This window comes from Salinimonas chungwhensis DSM 16280 (assembly GCF_000378185.1).
GTDB lineage: Bacteria > Pseudomonadota > Gammaproteobacteria > Enterobacterales > Alteromonadaceae > Alteromonas > Alteromonas chungwhensis.
Window position 1 is genome coordinate 33,890 of the sequence record NZ_KB899385.1, and the last position, 16,570, is coordinate 50,459.

General features: G+C 40.2%; 15 protein-coding genes. 6 read left to right on the forward strand and 9 right to left on the reverse strand.

Going from position 1 to position 16,570, the window contains the following annotated elements; genetic code table 11:
* Positions 1-108 precede the first annotated feature (108 nt).
* The 5 genes from F458_RS0113720 to F458_RS0113740 are packed head-to-tail and all read left to right on the forward strand — an operon-like array spanning position 109 to position 6,008.
* Positions 109-759, forward strand: a complete 651-nt coding sequence (locus F458_RS0113720; RefSeq protein WP_018983997.1) for a hypothetical protein — start codon at positions 109-111, stop codon at positions 757-759.
* Positions 759-1,607: a hypothetical protein gene (locus tag F458_RS0113725; RefSeq protein ID WP_018983998.1), complete on the forward strand. Its 849-nt coding sequence runs from the start codon at positions 759-761 to the stop codon at positions 1,605-1,607. The genes F458_RS0113720 and F458_RS0113725 overlap by 1 nt, the downstream gene beginning before the upstream one ends.
* Complete coding sequence (locus F458_RS0113730; RefSeq protein WP_156824255.1) at positions 1,594-2,241, forward strand: hypothetical protein; 648 nt, start codon at positions 1,594-1,596, stop codon at positions 2,239-2,241. The genes F458_RS0113725 and F458_RS0113730 overlap by 14 nt, the downstream gene beginning before the upstream one ends.
* Positions 2,234-3,541, forward strand: a complete 1,308-nt coding sequence (locus F458_RS0113735) for a secretion/conjugation apparatus DotM-related subunit (RefSeq protein WP_018984000.1) — start codon at positions 2,234-2,236, stop codon at positions 3,539-3,541. Before F458_RS0113730 ends, F458_RS0113735 begins: the two co-directional genes overlap by 8 nt.
* Positions 3,534-6,008 carry a TraM recognition domain-containing protein gene (locus tag F458_RS0113740; protein WP_018984001.1) on the forward strand — a complete coding sequence of 825 codons (2,475 nt, stop codon included), beginning with the start codon at positions 3,534-3,536 and terminating at the stop codon, positions 6,006-6,008. The genes F458_RS0113735 and F458_RS0113740 overlap by 8 nt, the downstream gene beginning before the upstream one ends.
* An 81-nt stretch (positions 6,009-6,089) precedes the next feature.
* On the opposite strand, the gene F458_RS0113745 is transcribed toward F458_RS0113740, so the two are convergent.
* The 6 genes from F458_RS0113745 to F458_RS0113770 form a co-directional block, all read right to left on the reverse strand.
* The gene (locus tag F458_RS0113745) at positions 6,090-7,331 is read right to left on the reverse strand and encodes a hypothetical protein (RefSeq protein ID WP_018984002.1); all 1,242 of its coding nucleotides are present in this window, start codon (positions 7,329-7,331) and stop codon (positions 6,090-6,092) included.
* 97 nt (positions 7,332-7,428) lie between these two features.
* A complete protein-coding gene (locus F458_RS0113750; protein WP_018984003.1) occupies positions 7,429-8,466 on the reverse strand; it encodes a hypothetical protein in 1,038 nt (345 codons plus the stop codon).
* A complete protein-coding gene (locus F458_RS0113755; protein ID WP_018984004.1) occupies positions 8,453-9,472 on the reverse strand; it encodes a hypothetical protein in 1,020 nt (339 codons plus the stop codon). Before F458_RS0113755 ends, F458_RS0113750 begins: the two co-directional genes overlap by 14 nt.
* Entirely contained in the window at positions 9,469-10,524 is a 1,056-nt protein-coding gene (locus tag F458_RS0113760; protein WP_018984005.1) for a hypothetical protein, read from the reverse strand. Before F458_RS0113760 ends, F458_RS0113755 begins: the two co-directional genes overlap by 4 nt.
* On the reverse strand, positions 10,517-11,224 hold the full coding sequence (locus F458_RS0113765) for a hypothetical protein (protein ID WP_018984006.1): 708 nt from the start codon (positions 11,222-11,224) through the stop codon (positions 10,517-10,519). Before F458_RS0113765 ends, F458_RS0113760 begins: the two co-directional genes overlap by 8 nt.
* Positions 11,221-11,700, reverse strand: coding sequence for a type IVB secretion system protein IcmW (locus tag F458_RS0113770; protein ID WP_018984007.1), 480 nt, complete (start codon positions 11,698-11,700; stop codon positions 11,221-11,223). Before F458_RS0113770 ends, F458_RS0113765 begins: the two co-directional genes overlap by 4 nt.
* Positions 11,701-11,842: 142 nt before the next feature.
* Between F458_RS0113770 and F458_RS0113775 the strand changes: the two genes are divergently transcribed.
* The gene (locus tag F458_RS0113775; protein WP_018984008.1) at positions 11,843-14,104 is read left to right on the forward strand and encodes a DotA/TraY family protein; all 2,262 of its coding nucleotides are present in this window, start codon (positions 11,843-11,845) and stop codon (positions 14,102-14,104) included.
* A gap of 47 nt (positions 14,105-14,151) precedes the next feature.
* On the opposite strand, the gene F458_RS0113780 is transcribed toward F458_RS0113775, so the two are convergent.
* The 3 genes from F458_RS0113780 to parM are packed head-to-tail and all read right to left on the reverse strand — an operon-like array spanning position 14,152 to position 16,330.
* Positions 14,152-14,727 (reverse strand): hypothetical protein, encoded by a 576-nt coding sequence (locus F458_RS0113780; protein WP_018984009.1) that lies wholly within the window; start codon positions 14,725-14,727, stop codon positions 14,152-14,154.
* A complete protein-coding gene (locus F458_RS0113785) occupies positions 14,724-15,260 on the reverse strand; it encodes a hypothetical protein (protein ID WP_018984010.1) in 537 nt (178 codons plus the stop codon). Before F458_RS0113785 ends, F458_RS0113780 begins: the two co-directional genes overlap by 4 nt.
* A 20-nt stretch (positions 15,261-15,280) precedes the next feature.
* A complete protein-coding gene (parM, locus tag F458_RS0113790) occupies positions 15,281-16,330 on the reverse strand; it encodes a ParM/StbA family protein (protein ID WP_018984011.1) in 1,050 nt (349 codons plus the stop codon).
* Between the last annotated feature and the right edge of the window lie 240 nt (positions 16,331-16,570).

Here is a 16,570-nt window from a genome sequence, read left to right on the forward strand (position 1 = left end):
ACACCCCATAGAGTCAGGGCATACAATCCCGATATAACGAGCTTATTTCATTGCTTGCCAACCTAAATACAAAGACCATCAACTTGTTACTTTAGCAATGTGGTCTTTATGTCTTATTCAAAGAAAATTAATCCAATACTGAAGCTGTGTCCATTTTGTGGCAGGCGGCTTACCTATGGGTCGTTAGATGATGGTATCAATACCTCCTGCAAGTGTGGATTTGAAGAGGCACCCGGCTCTCTTTATATTCTTCAGCACCTATCAGATGTCGTTTCTGAGTACACCCAACTCAAGGGAATAACTACGCTACAAGGTGTTGGCCAAGACAGATACTCAGTTAGCAAAGGGTTTGCTCTTGGCTGCTACGGTTATTTATCAATACTTCAGAAACGAAACGAAGCGATGGTTTTTGGTGCAAGCGCACAGTCAGCGCTATTTCAAGGCTCTGACTTATTTAGTGTTGTTGAAAGCTCAAAAGGTGTGCTTGGTGAACGTCTTTGCCTGAATATGCATGACTACGAGCCAGATGTAATTAAACATCTATTTATCAATCAGCTTATTAGTTTGACCTATGTGATTGATGAAACGATGAATATCAGTAAGCAATCATCATTGGAGCGGTCACCAGACACCATCTACATCGAAGATGTGAAGAGTCTTGAAATACACTTACCGGCTAAAGCAACAGTAAAATCAGCACACAAAGAAAATGCCCCATCGCAGTTGAGTCTGAACAACACTGACATGGGTATGAACTGATGAATTCAGCAGTACAAGATGCTATTGCTTTAGCACTACGTGAGCAATGTTTGCCTAATGAGATTGAAGATGCCAATGAAGAAGCATCTGCAATTCATCAAAATGACAGTCCTTCTTTAGACCAAAATAAGTCGCGACCTGCGATTGACATAAGGCGTTCATTTAATGGACTTCGAGTAGGACTACCACTAATAAGTGCCGCCCTGAGTACTTCTGATGAACCTGATGAAGCTCTGGAGCAGATGATGAAGCTAATCAGAAACCTATCAATAGAATTAATTGGGGACTTGAATGGAAACATTAACCCCGATGACGCCGGGCAAAAGTCAGCAATACTAAGAACTTTAATTTTAAAAAGCGTAGAGTCTGCGGCCATTAACGATCGACTTGAAGATATTAACGAAAAAACACTCGTGACTCTTATAAACCAAGTGCTTTGTTTAACCGATGTAACCGAACAAACAGGGAACAACGTTAGTCATTTTAATGCTCATTATCTCATTTCAACCGGTTTAACAGCAAAAACCTTCATCGACTCCGAGTCCGAATTCAAAAAGCACACTAAAGCTCTGTTAGATATAACTCATCAGGCGTTTAGCGAAATGCTTAAATACGAAATTGACAACAGTCAATTACAATTTATTCAGCAAAGTTTTCTGGTTGATTTATCAGCGCTTTATAAACGCATAGTTGAAGACGAAACAAGAAAAAAGAAAGCTGAAACACTAAGTTCCGAAGGTGAGAGCTTGTCATTAGTAAAACTTATCGAGAGTCATTATAAGACTTATCTTTGTGGTGTAGTCAACGCAGCAATTAAAAATGCGGAGGTTCGCAATGACAATATTTGATTGGTGCTTTCAGTTATTCTTAAATAAATTCGAAAAAGGTAGCATCTATAATGCTAACTTCGAATTTAAAGATAATTATAGTGATGAAATACATGTACGAGAACATCTTTTTAGGGCCTTGAGCATAGAGCAGGCTCAAAGAATTAAGATAAAACTAGAAGCTTATTACAAGAGAGCTTTATCTTCCAAGGGGGCCGCTAGAGAATTTGGCTTAAAGCACTCTGACAATGGATTTTTTCTCAATAACTTACAAAGAATTTCAGGCACGCGAAATTTAAAAACAAACTTTAGAAAAGGTCTTATGCCAGGCGATATACCAATGTTTGCCTTTACTCGGTACAGCTACAACGTTGTATCCGATGGGATAAAAAAAGTTACACGACCCAAACATCAAGAAAGCAACCAAAAACAACAAATAACTGCTGAAGAAGTCAAAATAATTAAATTTCGACTACTTTGCACATTTGGATTGGGTACAGGCATTTTAGCATCATGCTTGATTTTATTCATATACTCTCTGTCAAACGGACATATATGGTCACTGCAAAGCTACTCATCTATATCTATTTTTGTAATCAGCCTGCTGACGTGTATTGCTTGCACTAAACAATATAAGGGGTTGAATAATGGCTAAGGGACATGATCCTGATAACGATTACTCACTACTATATGGCGCCGCAGCAATTAGCCTGATGTGCTTCGTGGGATGGTATTTTTCAAAAGAGTATATCAACTATAGTATTTTGGCATTTGCAAGATTTAATTTTGAAATACTGAGAGTATTGCTTCAAACAGGGGATACTGGCTCGGCTATTGTTGCTCTATTCGCACCGGGACTGAACTCAGCAAACGCGCCAAATCTAGCTGCAACTATGTATAGCTCAAACCCCAACTTTATGGAATGGAATGAGACACTCTTGTATCTAGAATTTCTAGGACAAAACCTAAGACCTTTTCTGATCGTTATTTTGGTTTTTTCTGGTGTACGGGTTTGGCGAAGTCAGCGTCAAAAAGGCCTCACAAAAAAGTACGATCTAGACATGCTTTATAAAAAGGCCGCTCAGTATTACCCGCATCTAAACCCTGTTATAGCTCAGGATTTGATAGAACAAGACCCTGATGTTGGAAACCTTGCGAGAGAGAAATCCCCAATAATCAATGCAATTGAAAACGGCTTAGTCTTAGTACATGACGTTGACCATCTTGATATGCCAACTGACGAAACCATGGTACCTACATTTGATAAGTCACTTAATAAGAAGAAAGGATATTTTTACATAGAAAAAAATCTCACAAATATGGATACCGGTATACCAGTAATACATAGACGGTGCAGCTTTTTGAGAGATAACGCTCAGCTCTATTTTGTACAACAGCTAGGTGAAAAATATACAAGTTGGAGAGACATGCGCTTAGAACGGCGAGCTGTTATGGCTATTTGTAGTTTGTTCATGAAAGGGGTCGATTCAGGCGGTGTTAAACAAGCTCTTGAGCTAAACAAAAGAATAAATGAGCGGTTTACCCTGAAAGGTACAAAAAAACTCACATATATTGATGACGCGGAAATTAATAGCATCATCGAAAGCTGTGAGGATCGTCCACAATTCAAACGACTGATAGCAGCACACAGTTACGAGCTTACACTGATTTCCAGCTTTATCGAAGAAGCTAGAACTAAAGGAAAACTTTATTTCAGCAATATGTATTGGATAAAACATACTGATCGCGCCCTTTGGTACAACTGTGATCAAGAAGGTGGTCAAAAGGCGTGGAGTGAGTCAGCCGCCGTAAGAGCACACCTTCTTAGGGAGCGAAGTGTGGGTATGGGTTTAGAAAAACCTCATATTCTTGCAGCGGTGAAAGGCCTGGAAAAGTTTCTCGGCATTACTGAGGGTTGGTTAATCGCCTCGGGGGAGGATATCAAAGATGCTTGAAACAAGAGCGCCATCAAAAGATAGGGCTATTGATGTTAAAAGACGATATGTAGACCATAGACACTGGCTGGTAATCCTGATCCATGAAGTCAGGAACAGAGAATCACTTTCATTGGCCTATGCTACGATGATTGGATTATTGCTTATTTTTCCAGTTCTTTGGCCCGTCATTAGTTTGCTTTTGGTATTTCTATTAGTAAACAACAGAATATCCTTTAAAAAGCTGCAAACATTACCTTTAAAGCTGCCTCGATGGTTAAATAAGACTGACTACCACGAATTAGCCGTAGCAAATAGATATGCCTATCAAAAAGCACAAGGCTCAATCCACATGGGAAACGAATTGGGTACCCAATTAGAACTATGGATTGTACCAAACGACCAGCTAACACATATGCTATTTATCTCGACTACCGGTGGAGGTAAAACTGAGTTTTTATGGTCCTACGCTGCAGCCAGTAGCTTCATGTCCGGGGGGGCCTTGATCTATGTTGATGCAAAGGCAGCTCCTGATGGACTCGAAAAACTGTTTTTCTTGGGTAGAAAAACAGGTAGAGAAGATTCAATTCGAATTATGAATTATCGAACAGGAAACAAAGAGGTTAAACAGGCACACTGGCAGCGAGTATCAAACACATGCGGAATGTTCGCAATAGGGACAGCCTCGATTGTTCAACAATTTCTTGAGGATATGATGCCACCAGGAGAAGGTGAGAACCAGGTATTTAGAGATAAAGCTGTGGCTGGTTTAAAAGCATTTCTGCCGGCTGTCGTTGAATTGCGGGATCAAAAGCTTGTTAATATTACTCCCACCCTAATTGGTCAATGGTTCTCCATTCCAATGCTCTGTAAGCTAGCATACCCTGAACATTGCGAGCACGTTATTCCACTTTTGAACGAACAAACTGGGGAAATTACGGACATTCCAATAAAAATATCTACTGCTAAAAAAAGAGCGCTGCGACGTTATCTTGAAAGCGGTCTACCGGGTTTCAACAGTGAAAATGTCGATATGCTGAAAAACGGCAACAAACAACCGCAAGAGGTGCATAGACAGTTTGGGTTTGGGCTTGGTTACGTTGCAAAGCCCCTTATTGAATTAGGTAGTTCATACGCTCACATCTTCGAGTGTGAACAAGGCGAAATTGACTTTCGGGACATTATTTTAAACAACCGGGTGCTTGGTGTCTTTGTACCTGCCTCTGAACAGTCTAATGACCAAAAACAGGTACAAGGAAAGATTGCTCTCTCGGGCATTCGCGTGGCTATATCCACGGGACTTGGTGACAAAAGTGAAGGCGACATTGATGATGTAATTAATAACCTGCCAATCGACAAGAAAAATCCAAGTCAGATTATCATTGATGAATACGCAGAGGTGGCGATTGATGGATTTGCCGTTGCAGCAACCCAGGGACGTGGGCTGGGAATAGGGGTTACGTTCAGTGGTCAGGATCTTGCCGGATTTATAAAAGCCTCTAAGGAAGAAGCTACTCAGATTTTCGGGAATACGCGCCTAAAAATCCTGGGACCACAAGAAGACGTTAAAGAGACTTGGGATTGGTTTAAAGATCTTGCTGGGACTATGAGCGTTGCAGAAAGTAGCGGTTGGGAAGAAAGCAAGGGAACATCCTTATATCGTCAAAATTTTTCTGCCCAGATTAAAGAGGTGGATCGTCTGAACTGGCTCGATGTAAAAGAGCAAACAACAGGCGAAGGTATAATTTTTCAGAACGCAAACATAGTCAAGGCTCAGCTTTTTAATATTAAAATGGACACGAGCAGACTTCGAAACTTCAGAATAAATAGATTGCTTGAAGTTCTCCCGCCATCGCAAAAAGAAATTGAAAGTCTGCTTCAGGAAGTAGAGATTGCTAAATCTTTAAAGTACATGATAGATAGAGCAAAATTTCCTAGCACCACGAACCATGTTGATCTAGGAGATGTCGAGATAGGCAACGACACTGATTGGATTTATGCACTAATTGGCCATGAGAATAAATACTCTAAGCGAAATTCTGAACTCAATCAAAAGCTTAAGTCGCTTACAAGCAATACCGATACAGAAAGTGAAGCTGAAGAACCATCCATACGGGAAAGTTGTTCTAATCACGACACTTTTCAAGGTGACCTTTTCAACGGTGATGCGGTGGAGTCTGTTGCAATAAGGAAACCCAAAGCAGAGACCTCTGATATATCTACTGAAGCACTCAACAAAGCTGAGAATGAATTTATTTATGAATTCGATACCGACTTAAATATTGACGCTATCGAAGCTCTTAAGCAAAACATGTCACAAATGACCCAAAAGATGGGAGTTGATAAAAACGTGGCTGAGAAGCTTTCAGAGCTTTCAGCTGAAAAGGTTAAAGAAGAATTAAAGTATACCAAAGAGCCTATTGCTACAGACCCTGGAGATATTGACCTATTATGGGGCGAGATAGATAAACTGAGTAAAAAAAGGTAGCTTTATAACTATAATATACTCAGTTCGGCATCACTTTGTGTACCGAACTGAGTATAACCATTTGAGTAGTAAGTAGCCTGATTAATTTGACATTTCTGCTGTATCTGATGCACTTTTACTAAACATCTTTTTAATAGATTCTAAGACCTTCTCTATAAGTTCCTGAAGTGCTTTAGTCTTATCATTTGATTCACTATTCTCATCGAAATGAGTTTCCGAGTCATCCTTGATACTATGTAATGCTTCTTCGATTTTACTGACAGTATCCGCTTGAAAGTCTTCATCTGATTTCTCGAGTTCTGACTGTATATCCCCTATTACATCCTTCATTTCATCCAGGTCTCTTTCCGATGGTGGTTGCGCTCCTATCGTTTGCAGCGTCTTAGCAAGGCTATCTAATTGCTCTACACCAACATCATTGTCTCCGGAATACTTAGGAACAATGTGTTCAAGGCTGGCCACTGTTTCTTGATCAGTACCATCATTTTTAGGCAGGGAATCTGATAATTTATAAATTCCATTCTTTGCAGCACTACCAGCACCCTTGATCAACGCTCCGGTTAATCCAAATGCTGCTCCTGCAACTGTAGAACCTATATCAACTAATGCACCTCCGACATTTTTACCTTGTGAATATCCTTGAGACAAGGAAGCACTAGGTGCAGCTTGATGTTGGTTTGTTTGCTGTGGTTCACTAGAGTTTTGCGACCGTAAGTATTGATGAAGTTCTTCAGAGATATTGGCGCCAGATTGCATTTGAGATTTATTAATCCTCTCCTCTGCGTCACTTGTTATTTCACTCTCCGTTTCAGTCACATCCGCTGAAGTATTGATAAATTCGCTATCAAAGTCATGCTGATCTAGATCACCATTCGTCTCAAATGATGAACTAGCATTATCTGCTTCATGGTACGAATTGAATGATGACGCATCCTCATCCTCATCCTCATCTTCATCTTCGTTCTGTTTCTCGTTCTCAGGTACCTGAACACTATCGTCCTCTGAAATTTGATGCGGTATATCATCTGTATCGCCAGCTTCAATAATGACATTGCCCTCAGGCAGGGATTCTGCCTTAGAATCATACTCCGCCATTTCTTCCATCAACGATTCAAACTCATTCGAGGAAATTTGACCTTCATCCATGTCTAAAGCCGGCTCATTTATAGATTCACTAATCGATTCGGTAACTGAAGAATGATCTTTTTCCTGACTTCTCTTTGAGTTCGCTTCTTTATCAAGTTGCTCAATCAACTCTTCAAAACTTTCCTCTACATTATCTACATCACCCAAGCTTTCGTTATGACTATTAGTATTGGACATCGTTATACTTCCTTAAATATTGGTTTATCCAAGACTAGCTGGATAACATTTGAGCTGTACAGAGAACGCTAAGTCGTTTGCAGCATAGCTGCTGCAATCAGTCATCGCTCTTTGTAATAAGTTTAATTGCTAGCAAGATATTGCGTTGTCTTCCAACCGCATTGAGTTTGTTAAGGTTGGTATTGATTGCGTTTTGCGACAAAGCTTGTCTTATTAAAAGAGCATGGTCATTTTGCTTCATAACAGCTGACATATCGTCTGCAATAGAATTTGCTTCATGACCTCTCAACAGGGAGTCAAATGTAGCCCCTTTAAGGTAAGTAGAGAGGTTTAATTTCGAATAGCCTTCTACATTGCTTCTTGACGTTTCAGTGATCCTATTCGCTACCACTACCGACTTCAGCTTTCTAATGGCTTCGTACCTGGGATTTGAGTCAGAAGGTTCTTTTATGAAAATACCCTGCATACGGGCAACTTCAACAGGACTTAGTGATGATGCAGAAAATTTTGATGTCAACCAATCATGCTGCATCCTGTTCTTCAGAACCGAATTATTCGCTTCACCACTGGATTCAAATGTAATTAGGGCTAATTTTGATTTCTTTTTCGATAATTTATTTTCTAGATCACTCAGTACATGTACAGGTTCTAAAGCACAATCCGGGCATGTGGCCTTAAAGAGATAAGGATGAGAGTACTGGCCTAATTCTCCATATCGTTCATGTGAATTTATAAAATATTTTACTTTTGATAAATCCTTTATATTTTTCACGAAAGTATTAGTTATAGTATTAGCATTTGCTTCATGAAACTTGGCTGACTGTGTAGTTGATAATGTTAGTTTGCTCACAAGACCATCTAAAGCAGTTATTGAATCTGTGTGATTTGAAAATAAACCTTCCGTCATATCAGCAGTTAAGTCAGCAAACTCAGTGCTGGAAGATGCCAAACTTTTAGTCAATTCAGTGCATTCTATTTTATACTGATTTATTGAAGAAACCGTATCGCTTGCCAGTTTGATCATTGCGGCACCACTGCAACCAGCGTCACAAAATGGCAAACATGGCTCCCAAGCTATTGCTTGCTTTGAAAAAACAAATATGAATGTTGCTACCGCTAAACTAATTTTTGTCATTGGCGGCTTCCTCCAATACTGTATTTCGGGACCTTCTAAGTTCTATCAATTGAAAAAGTAAAGATTCGGCCATCTGTCGGTTTAATGAAATTTTTCTATGAAGGCCAACATCATTTAGCGAGTAAGTTTCTGCAATTGCTTGATTATCAGCTACACCCTTTAGAGCAGCTTCTGATAGTTTAAGGTTGAAAGATGAGCCAGAATTTCCTGCTTCCAAATTCTCAGACACTAACTTAGCTAACGCACGGGATAAGGCTGGTTTTCCCATCAGATTAGCAAGTGGGAAAGATTCCCTGATAATATCAATGGGTGATAGAGGGTAGGTTCCATTACTAAGGAGAAGTCTAGCAAAAGAAAAGTTGAAATTAGTTCCAGGTTTATTAGCTGCGGCCTGAACATTCATTTTTTTAATTCTTTTGTTAAATTCAGCCGTGCTACTCATTAACAATTGAATATCAATTTCCAGCCCTTTTTTACTTTTTAGAATTCTTAGATTCGTATCAGAGTCGTCACTGAGTCGGTTAAAATTACCTGGCAATGCTTGGTTACCTAAAACCCTCTCGTGATCAGCATACCGTCCAATATTTGAAAGGCTCTTTATTGCCTCCACCACCAAATTTGTAACTTGCTCATACTGAGATTGCAAAACTTTTAATGTTTGTCGTTTGCTCAAAACTACTTTGCCAGTCATACCACCCATCGATACCAGTGTATTTTTAGAGTTTTTGGACTTCTGCTCTGCTAAATCAGTGTAAAAATCAACAGCAGCGGTGCTAACATTTTCAGTTTCTTGTGCTAATGAACTATGCTCATTACTTACATCATCTAACAAGGAGGAAAATGAATTGCCGAACCTAATTAAAGCCGGCCCAGCGCAAGTAGAATCGCAAGGAATAATTCCACATGTAGCCCCAGCACAGCATGATCCAAAACCAATCTCAGCCTTAGCATTGATTGACATCAGAGTTAGCCATACAACAAAAATAGTTTTAAATATCCTTTTCATTGGAAGCTCAACAAGCCAAGAGTTTGTCGTTCTTCTTCAATCAACTCGTTGAGCAGATAATTTGTCATATTAGTTTGATATACCTGTTCCCTGAGAAGACCGGTGTCAGTTTTTGTTTTAATATCCAAATGCCACTCCGGAGAAAAGTATTTTCTCTGTGTTTCAGACAACATAAATTCCGTTAAAGAAGTCTTTCCATCAATATCATTTACTTTCGTATAGCCTATCTTCCAATCTTTGGTCTCAATCAATGGAGCTCTTAGTAATACATCTCGGGCCAATACTGAAAATGCTAAAGTTTTCTTTTGTATTTGCCGGTAGTATTCAGCTGCATCTTTGCCCTCAAGCGTATCTGAGGGTTTAGGAGATGGAAGGACCATTAGCTTGATTAAGGTCAGTAAGTCATCCACCTCTTGCTCTGTCAGTAAATTTTGTGTCAATTTGTCTAGTTCCGGAGTAAGTTCCTTTATTTTTTTGTCCACCTCTCTTCTTCTTAGTTTTTGACCATTATCCTTATGCCCTTTTAGCAAAGCCCATTGTTTAAATTGCACCAGCTGATCAGCAAGCTTGGTTTCAAAATCAACAATTGCTTGTTGTAGTAATGGGGCTCTATTTACTGCGATGTCGCCTGATATTGGCTGTGACTGAGGACCAAGGGTTTCTTTTGATCTCAAATATGCATCGATCTTGAATTCAGACTTCATAGCCTGTGATATCTCATTAGTCATGAAATCAGTAAGGTTAATTATTGTTTTATTAAGCTTGTCATTTGACAAAATAATTTTATTAGTAGCCGCATCAATTGCTGTCACCATTTGTGTGTTTTGCGATTCAAGCAAACCCACCAATGATGAAGATGACGCTGAAATTGTGTTGTTGAGAGTTTCAGTAGCAGAAACATTTGTATTGACGGTAGTTTTTAATGAGCTCAATGAACTATTTATTGATGCGGAGGCAGTTTTTATATCTTTCTGCAAGCAAGAATCACAGCCTGCAAATGCATTACTACTAACCAAAGTGCCTAATAAGAATGCTAACCAGAATCTACTCATCTTTATTTCCTTTGTCACTCTCACCAAATATCCGATTTACGTTTAAAACAGATCTTACCTTCTCCTCTTGCGCAGAACGTCTTGAACGAGTGCTCGGCCCGCCATTTTCAATCCGCCTTTGCTCAATTTCCTGCTCCGTCCATCGCCGCTGTTTCACCCGGGGATATTCACCAAATACCTCTTCCACTACAGCTTCCTGAGCTTCTCTGTCATTCATATAGACACGAGCTTCCTGAATATCTGAAAAGCTATTAGCTCTGCCGCTCTGTCCTAGCGAGACACTGCCTAGTCCCATTGGCGCTTCAAGCTTTGCATCCAAATAAGCAGAAGCCTCGTTTAGCTTATCTTCAACGGCACTACAGGCCATATTCATCAATTGGTCTTTCAGACCGGCGTAGACACTGTTCCAGATGCCGTAGGGGTCAACTGTGATAACGGACAGATCAAGCTGCATGATGTCATCCAGGCAGCCGGCCTCAATGGCGGAATCCGGATTTTGAATTAGTTCATCGGTGAGATAGGTAGCTGATTTATTCATATCTACCCAAATAGCTTCTACCTGCTCTTTTTGTTTACAAGCGATAGAATCATCACCTGAAGGGCAGGAAAAAGCGTTGGTTGCTCCACCGCCAGCCTGTTGAGCAAAGATCGGGGCTGGTATTAATGTTATAGAGAGCATAATTACCTTGAGTCGATTCATAACATTTTCCCTTTTCTGTCATTAACGTTATTAAGTGCCGCATAAACCAACGCTAATCGCTCATTGTTCAAAAGCTCCTGCAAAGAAACTTGAGTATGAGCTGCGGCCAGCCTCTCAAGTAGAATTTTTGCTGGCCGGTTATATTGCTCACTTGTGAGTAAGTTATTAGCTGAAAATGTGAGTGAATTCGTTATACCTGGTAAGCGTTTTTCGAGTTGCTGCAGAAGGTACATTGATGACTGAACTCTTTGAAAAGCCAGTACAGTTAACAGCGAAGGGAGGTCATCATTTAGAGATTTCAACTTTCTCTCATTTAGTGACTCAACCCAATTTCCGACACGAGCTTTTACATTAATCTCGTCATCAAGAACCCAGACTTCAGCCAATGACATTCTGTCAAAAAATGACTGCAGTTGTGGGTACATGCTCCAGTGTTTCTGAATAGCATTGTCATCAAACTCTATGTTTACAGACATGACCTACCTAATAATCTCAATAAATCCGGTTTCAAATTGCAAAGAAACCTCTCTGCACGACAATAGGATTATCAAGCCGCGGGTTGTGTGTCACAACGTAATAAGCGCGATAAATCAGGAAATTCACTATTAGGCATCTAGAATGAAAAATTGGTGTTTTATCACACTGACAGTTCTGCTTTTTCTAATAAGCGGGAAAGCAGTAGCGCAGGAGGAAGGTGGGAGCGATGTATATGAAAGTGAGCCAATCATCGAGAATCCTAATGACTTAGGTGTTCAAGTTCTTCGCGGTGTTCTGGGCGATGTCACGAACATTATCTCTGGGGGGGAACTTCCACAAGAACCAGATACGGTTCTTGGCTCTGTAATGCTAGCTTGGTGCGGAGCGTTAGCTGTTGTGGCTACATTGCTGGTAGCATTTGGTGGATTTAAATGGTTTTTCGGTTCCATTCACTCTGGAAAAATGAATGAACAGAAATTAGATTCTACTGGTGTTCCAGTAAGAATGGTAATTGCTTTAGTATCTGTTGTTCCATTAGCTGCAGGTTATTGTTTTTACCAGCTCGTCCATATTTATTTAACAGGTCATAGTTTAAGTGTTGCAAATAATCTCTCTGATAAAGCTACTTCTTTCATGTCTGTTGGCGCTTTTCATCAGAAGACACTGCCTATAAATTCAGATGAAATTGCAGCGCAAGCATTTGAAACACTCGTATGTGCTCATGGTATAAACGCTGCGGAAGGAACTGCTTCGGGAGAAACAGTTATCACTCCCTCTATTGTCATTGACTTGGAAGGCACAGGTGACAATGCGACAAACATTTATGGCATTAAATATGGTGATGAGTCCGACAGCTGGTTTAAGGTGGGTGGCTACTCAGACATGGCCTGCGGTGAGTACGTGATTGAGTTTTCAGAACCTGACTTCCGTATGACGACTGATGGCCGGGCCGAAAATAATTTACTAAACGGTAATTATGCAGCACTTCAAAACCTCTTCAACGAAATGAGTAAGCCTGCAGCTGATTTTGTGAATAAGGTATATATCAATGATGCTGATCACGAAGATTTGCGGATTATTAAGAAGCAGACGAAATTGGCTATCGAAAATTTGGCGGCTGAATATAACAACGCTATTCGATTAGCCAGAATTGATTATGCAAATGAAAAATCCTTAGAATTAGAAAAACCAGATTCTGAGTTACCTAACTATCTTAAATCTACGCCTTCATTTCTTGATAATTACAGTCTAAATGACATAGGTTTCATAGGCCTAGGATCTACATGGTGGGTTGATTCTATTAGAACACAGGCTTTCACCAGCATGCTTACTTCAATGGAGGTTCAGGCAAGTAATATTGAAGACAAAGCTTTGCATCATGAAGATTTAACAGAGCTATGGAGTTTAGTAGACAAAGTAACTGAAGGTCGTAGTGGCCGGCTGAGCTCGGCAAGCACTGAGAACATTGACTACTTATCACATCTAGAAGATAAAGCGATGTCTTGGCTAATTGGCGCTTCACTAAGAACCGTAAATGAAACTAACGATCCCCTGTTTGCTTTGATGGAATTAGGTCATGAGATGATCGTGACTGCAGAAACATTAATTGCACTCCTGCTTACTGCGAATATTACCGTGGAGGTAAGTGACAATTTATCTAGAGTCGAAGTTACTAGCCTTCCATTTATAGGCACGATGCTGGAAACTGGTAAAGCCATAGCCACTGGTACAGCCGAAGGAATGGCTAAACAAATTGCTACTGGTCTTATGCTTCTCATTGCACTTTTATTGACAATGGGGGTTTACCTTGCCTTTTATTTGCCGACCATTCCGCTAATGCATTGGTTGGGAGGAGTTATTGGAGCTTTCAGTGCAGCACTGGAACAAATAATATTAGCTCCCATACATGGCATTTCTCACGCATTCACAGATGGGCATGGTTTCGTGGGTGAACGCGCTAAGCAGGGCTATATATTAGCCTTTGGATCATTCTTAAGATTCCCTATGTTAGTGATCAGCTTTATTGTCGTTTACCCTTTATTATTGATGATGGGCCATATCACTTTTCTTCTTTGGACCCCGTTTGCCGAATCCATGAGCAGTACTACGACGACCGGGGTAGTAAGTTTTTTTGGACTTACGGCTGCTTTGATCGCAGTTTGTGTCTCTGTTATTGAACGAGTGTTCTCTATCATGCATGAAATCAATGACAAGGCACTTAGGGCACTTGGCCACGGCGCCGACTCAATGGGTGCACAAGGTTATGTTCATAGCGGAAATCAGCAATTTAGCACTGTGCAGTCAACTATCTCCAAGGCGCCAGAGGGGCTTGGAGGAGTAACCCCTCAAGGAGGAAACATTTCTGGACCTCTTGAGGGAACACAAAACAAGGATTTGAAATAATTATATAAAAAAACCCTGTTCTAACAGGGTTTTTTGCATGGAAGTATTTAATTTGAAACTTTAACAGGAATGTATTCACCATCCTTCAAGAGGTAACCAGACAAGTTCGGCTTTTTCTTGTAAATAAACATTTGCCGCTCATCATTTGAATCTGCTACAACAATTGGGTCATCATAATCTGGTTTGGTGAAATCAGGCTCCAGATCTATTTGTACTAGTTTTTGGTCCCAATCAATCACATACCTAAGACCATAATCTTTACCAATATCAGCAAGCACGTTTGTCCAATATTGACCTTTTTCATGGCTGGCATCCCAAGAAACCAATGGAATTTCTTCAACAGTTTCATCAACAAATGCATACCAACCTTCAGGCATAATCATAAACATAGCATCAGCAATGGTTGAACTATCGCCAAAACTCTGCGTTTTGCCCGGATTGCCTTTGCCTATTTCGTGTATGACTCCGTAATACTTACCTGTTAGCATTTTATAACCGTCAGCAACCCCTGGTGTTTTATTAAGGGGTTTATTCAGTCCTTGCATATCAATATAAAAGCCCGCTGTGGCTGTATTGCTTGCAAGCATTACAGTCAAAGCGATAGAGCTTAAAATTTTTCTCACATTAACCCCCCTAACCTCGCCTTTGCACTTTCTTTTTTCATGGTCATATTATCTGGAGTAGTAACTGCAGAAGACTCTTTTAGTGGTGTAGCTAGATTAAGCGATTGTCGTTCAGCCACTGGTTGAGACATAAGAGTCGAGAAAAGAGCACTGTACTTTCCCTCAAACGCATGCTCAGCAAGATACCCTCTAAATATAATTTTTCTTAGATATGCTAAACGTGCAGGAAAGGTATTAAATTTTAGAACACGCTCTCGAACTCGCTGCGTTCTTGACATAGAAAGTTTTGATTCCGAACTTGGGAAACGAAGGTAAAAGGAGTATTCATTGTCACCTCCTTCCATGAAAGAGCCATCAAATCGAGTATCACTTAGATTTGTGCCTGTAAATTCAATAAAATCATCTAACCAGAGTCCTTTTGACAATAAATGCCTAATTTCTTCCTGGCTGCAATTTTCAATATATTTTGCTACCTCATTTTCAAATGGGGAGCTACGATATAAATGGACGATAATTCGATACTTCTTAGCCATATTGATCACATCGTTCTTGGTTAAGCAGCCTCACTGGTCAATATCATATAGTCCAGCATTCCATTAGCATTCTCATATTCCGCCTCTGATGGGACGTGAGCTTGCTGGTAACGGTCTTTAAATGCTTTAGAGAGGATCTGTGCGCCTCCACCAACAAATAAAATATCATCAAGAAAAGCTCCTTCTCCAATCGTTTCAGAAAGTAGCGTAGAGAGCTTCTTAACTGTTAGTTTTGTAGAAGAGTCGATCAACGAGGTAATGTCTTTAGGTTCGCCGTATAATTTGAATTCGCCAGATCTCAGAGCAAGGTCTAACTGTTTATCAGTCATACCTGAAACTTCGAATGTAGCTTCTATAGCACTTCTTAAGCTTTCACGAATATCAATTACACCAAGCTGCCGGGAACCACTCAAATCCATATCAAGAGTAAAATCACCATTAACAATGGTTATATCAGTAGTACCGCCACCCATATCAATAACTACTAAGCCATTCTCAAAGCTTTTAAGATCTCCAGTTTCCTCATTGTATGCATAGGATACTGCTGCAGCTGTGGACTCGGGATATATCGTATGGCTGACTATTTCGGGCATCGCTTTTCCAACAGCTGACTTACAAGGTTGGAGCAAGCTGTTTTTTACTTTCTGCACAAATACTTCATCAATACTTCGGTTACGAAAATAATGAGAAAAGGGTAGACCTGTTGCCAGCTTTACTTTTTTTCCGCCAAAACCAGCTAATACCAATGTATGGTGAACTAAAGCACAGTTGATTTCAGAAAAAGCGTAATTTTTAGATCGCATCACCTCTGGCTCTCGAATATCTGCTGCAACCGTATAATCTGAACCTGAAACGGTATAAACCCCAGATGCTTCACCATGAACATCAACATTGATACGGCCCATTTGTGCCCGGCTAGGAACAATAAAGTTTACCCGAGTTTTTTGGCCATCTACGTTCCCCCAATAAGCACATTTTTGTTGAGCGTAGCCATTGTCAACTACCACTGGGTATATACCATCCTCAAATTCATATGGTGGAGGAAGCTGCGACAAATCTTTAATTACCACTGGAGAATCTCCTTTGACGTTTAGAATAACGGGAAACAAAGCGTGTATTTCCCGCAATTATTGAGCGAACGCGCTTTAATCCCTGGACGGGTGTCATGCGATATAACTCTAAAAAATAAAACATGGTCGCCCAGGACAAACAGAATCCTAAGTACCAGTAATTCGAAAAAAAATAGAGAAGAGGAAATGGAACAACTGATAGCCAATCTAAGCCTGTGACCATAAGATTCATTTTTGCTC

Coding starts and splice junctions, on each gene's coding strand:
- F458_RS0113720 (WP_018983997.1), top strand. CDS start 109: ATGTCTTATTCAAAGAAAATTAATCCAATACTGAAGCTGTGTCCATTT.
- F458_RS0113725 (WP_018983998.1), top strand. CDS start 759: ATGAATTCAGCAGTACAAGATGCTATTGCTTTAGCACTACGTGAGCAA.
- F458_RS0113730 (WP_156824255.1), top strand. CDS start 1,594: ATGACAATATTTGATTGGTGCTTTCAGTTATTCTTAAATAAATTCGAA.
- F458_RS0113735 (WP_018984000.1), top strand. CDS start 2,234: ATGGCTAAGGGACATGATCCTGATAACGATTACTCACTACTATATGGC.
- F458_RS0113740 (WP_018984001.1), top strand. CDS start 3,534: ATGCTTGAAACAAGAGCGCCATCAAAAGATAGGGCTATTGATGTTAAA.
- F458_RS0113745 (WP_018984002.1), bottom strand. CDS start 7,331: ATGTCCAATACTAATAGTCATAACGAAAGCTTGGGTGATGTAGATAAT.
- F458_RS0113750 (WP_018984003.1), bottom strand. CDS start 8,466: ATGACAAAAATTAGTTTAGCGGTAGCAACATTCATATTTGTTTTTTCA.
- F458_RS0113755 (WP_018984004.1), bottom strand. CDS start 9,472: ATGAAAAGGATATTTAAAACTATTTTTGTTGTATGGCTAACTCTGATG.
- F458_RS0113760 (WP_018984005.1), bottom strand. CDS start 10,524: ATGAGTAGATTCTGGTTAGCATTCTTATTAGGCACTTTGGTTAGTAGT.
- F458_RS0113765 (WP_018984006.1), bottom strand. CDS start 11,224: ATGAATCGACTCAAGGTAATTATGCTCTCTATAACATTAATACCAGCC.
- F458_RS0113770 (WP_018984007.1), bottom strand. CDS start 11,700: ATGTCTGTAAACATAGAGTTTGATGACAATGCTATTCAGAAACACTGG.
- F458_RS0113775 (WP_018984008.1), top strand. CDS start 11,843: ATGAAAAATTGGTGTTTTATCACACTGACAGTTCTGCTTTTTCTAATA.
- F458_RS0113785 (WP_018984010.1), bottom strand. CDS start 15,260: ATGGCTAAGAAGTATCGAATTATCGTCCATTTATATCGTAGCTCCCCA.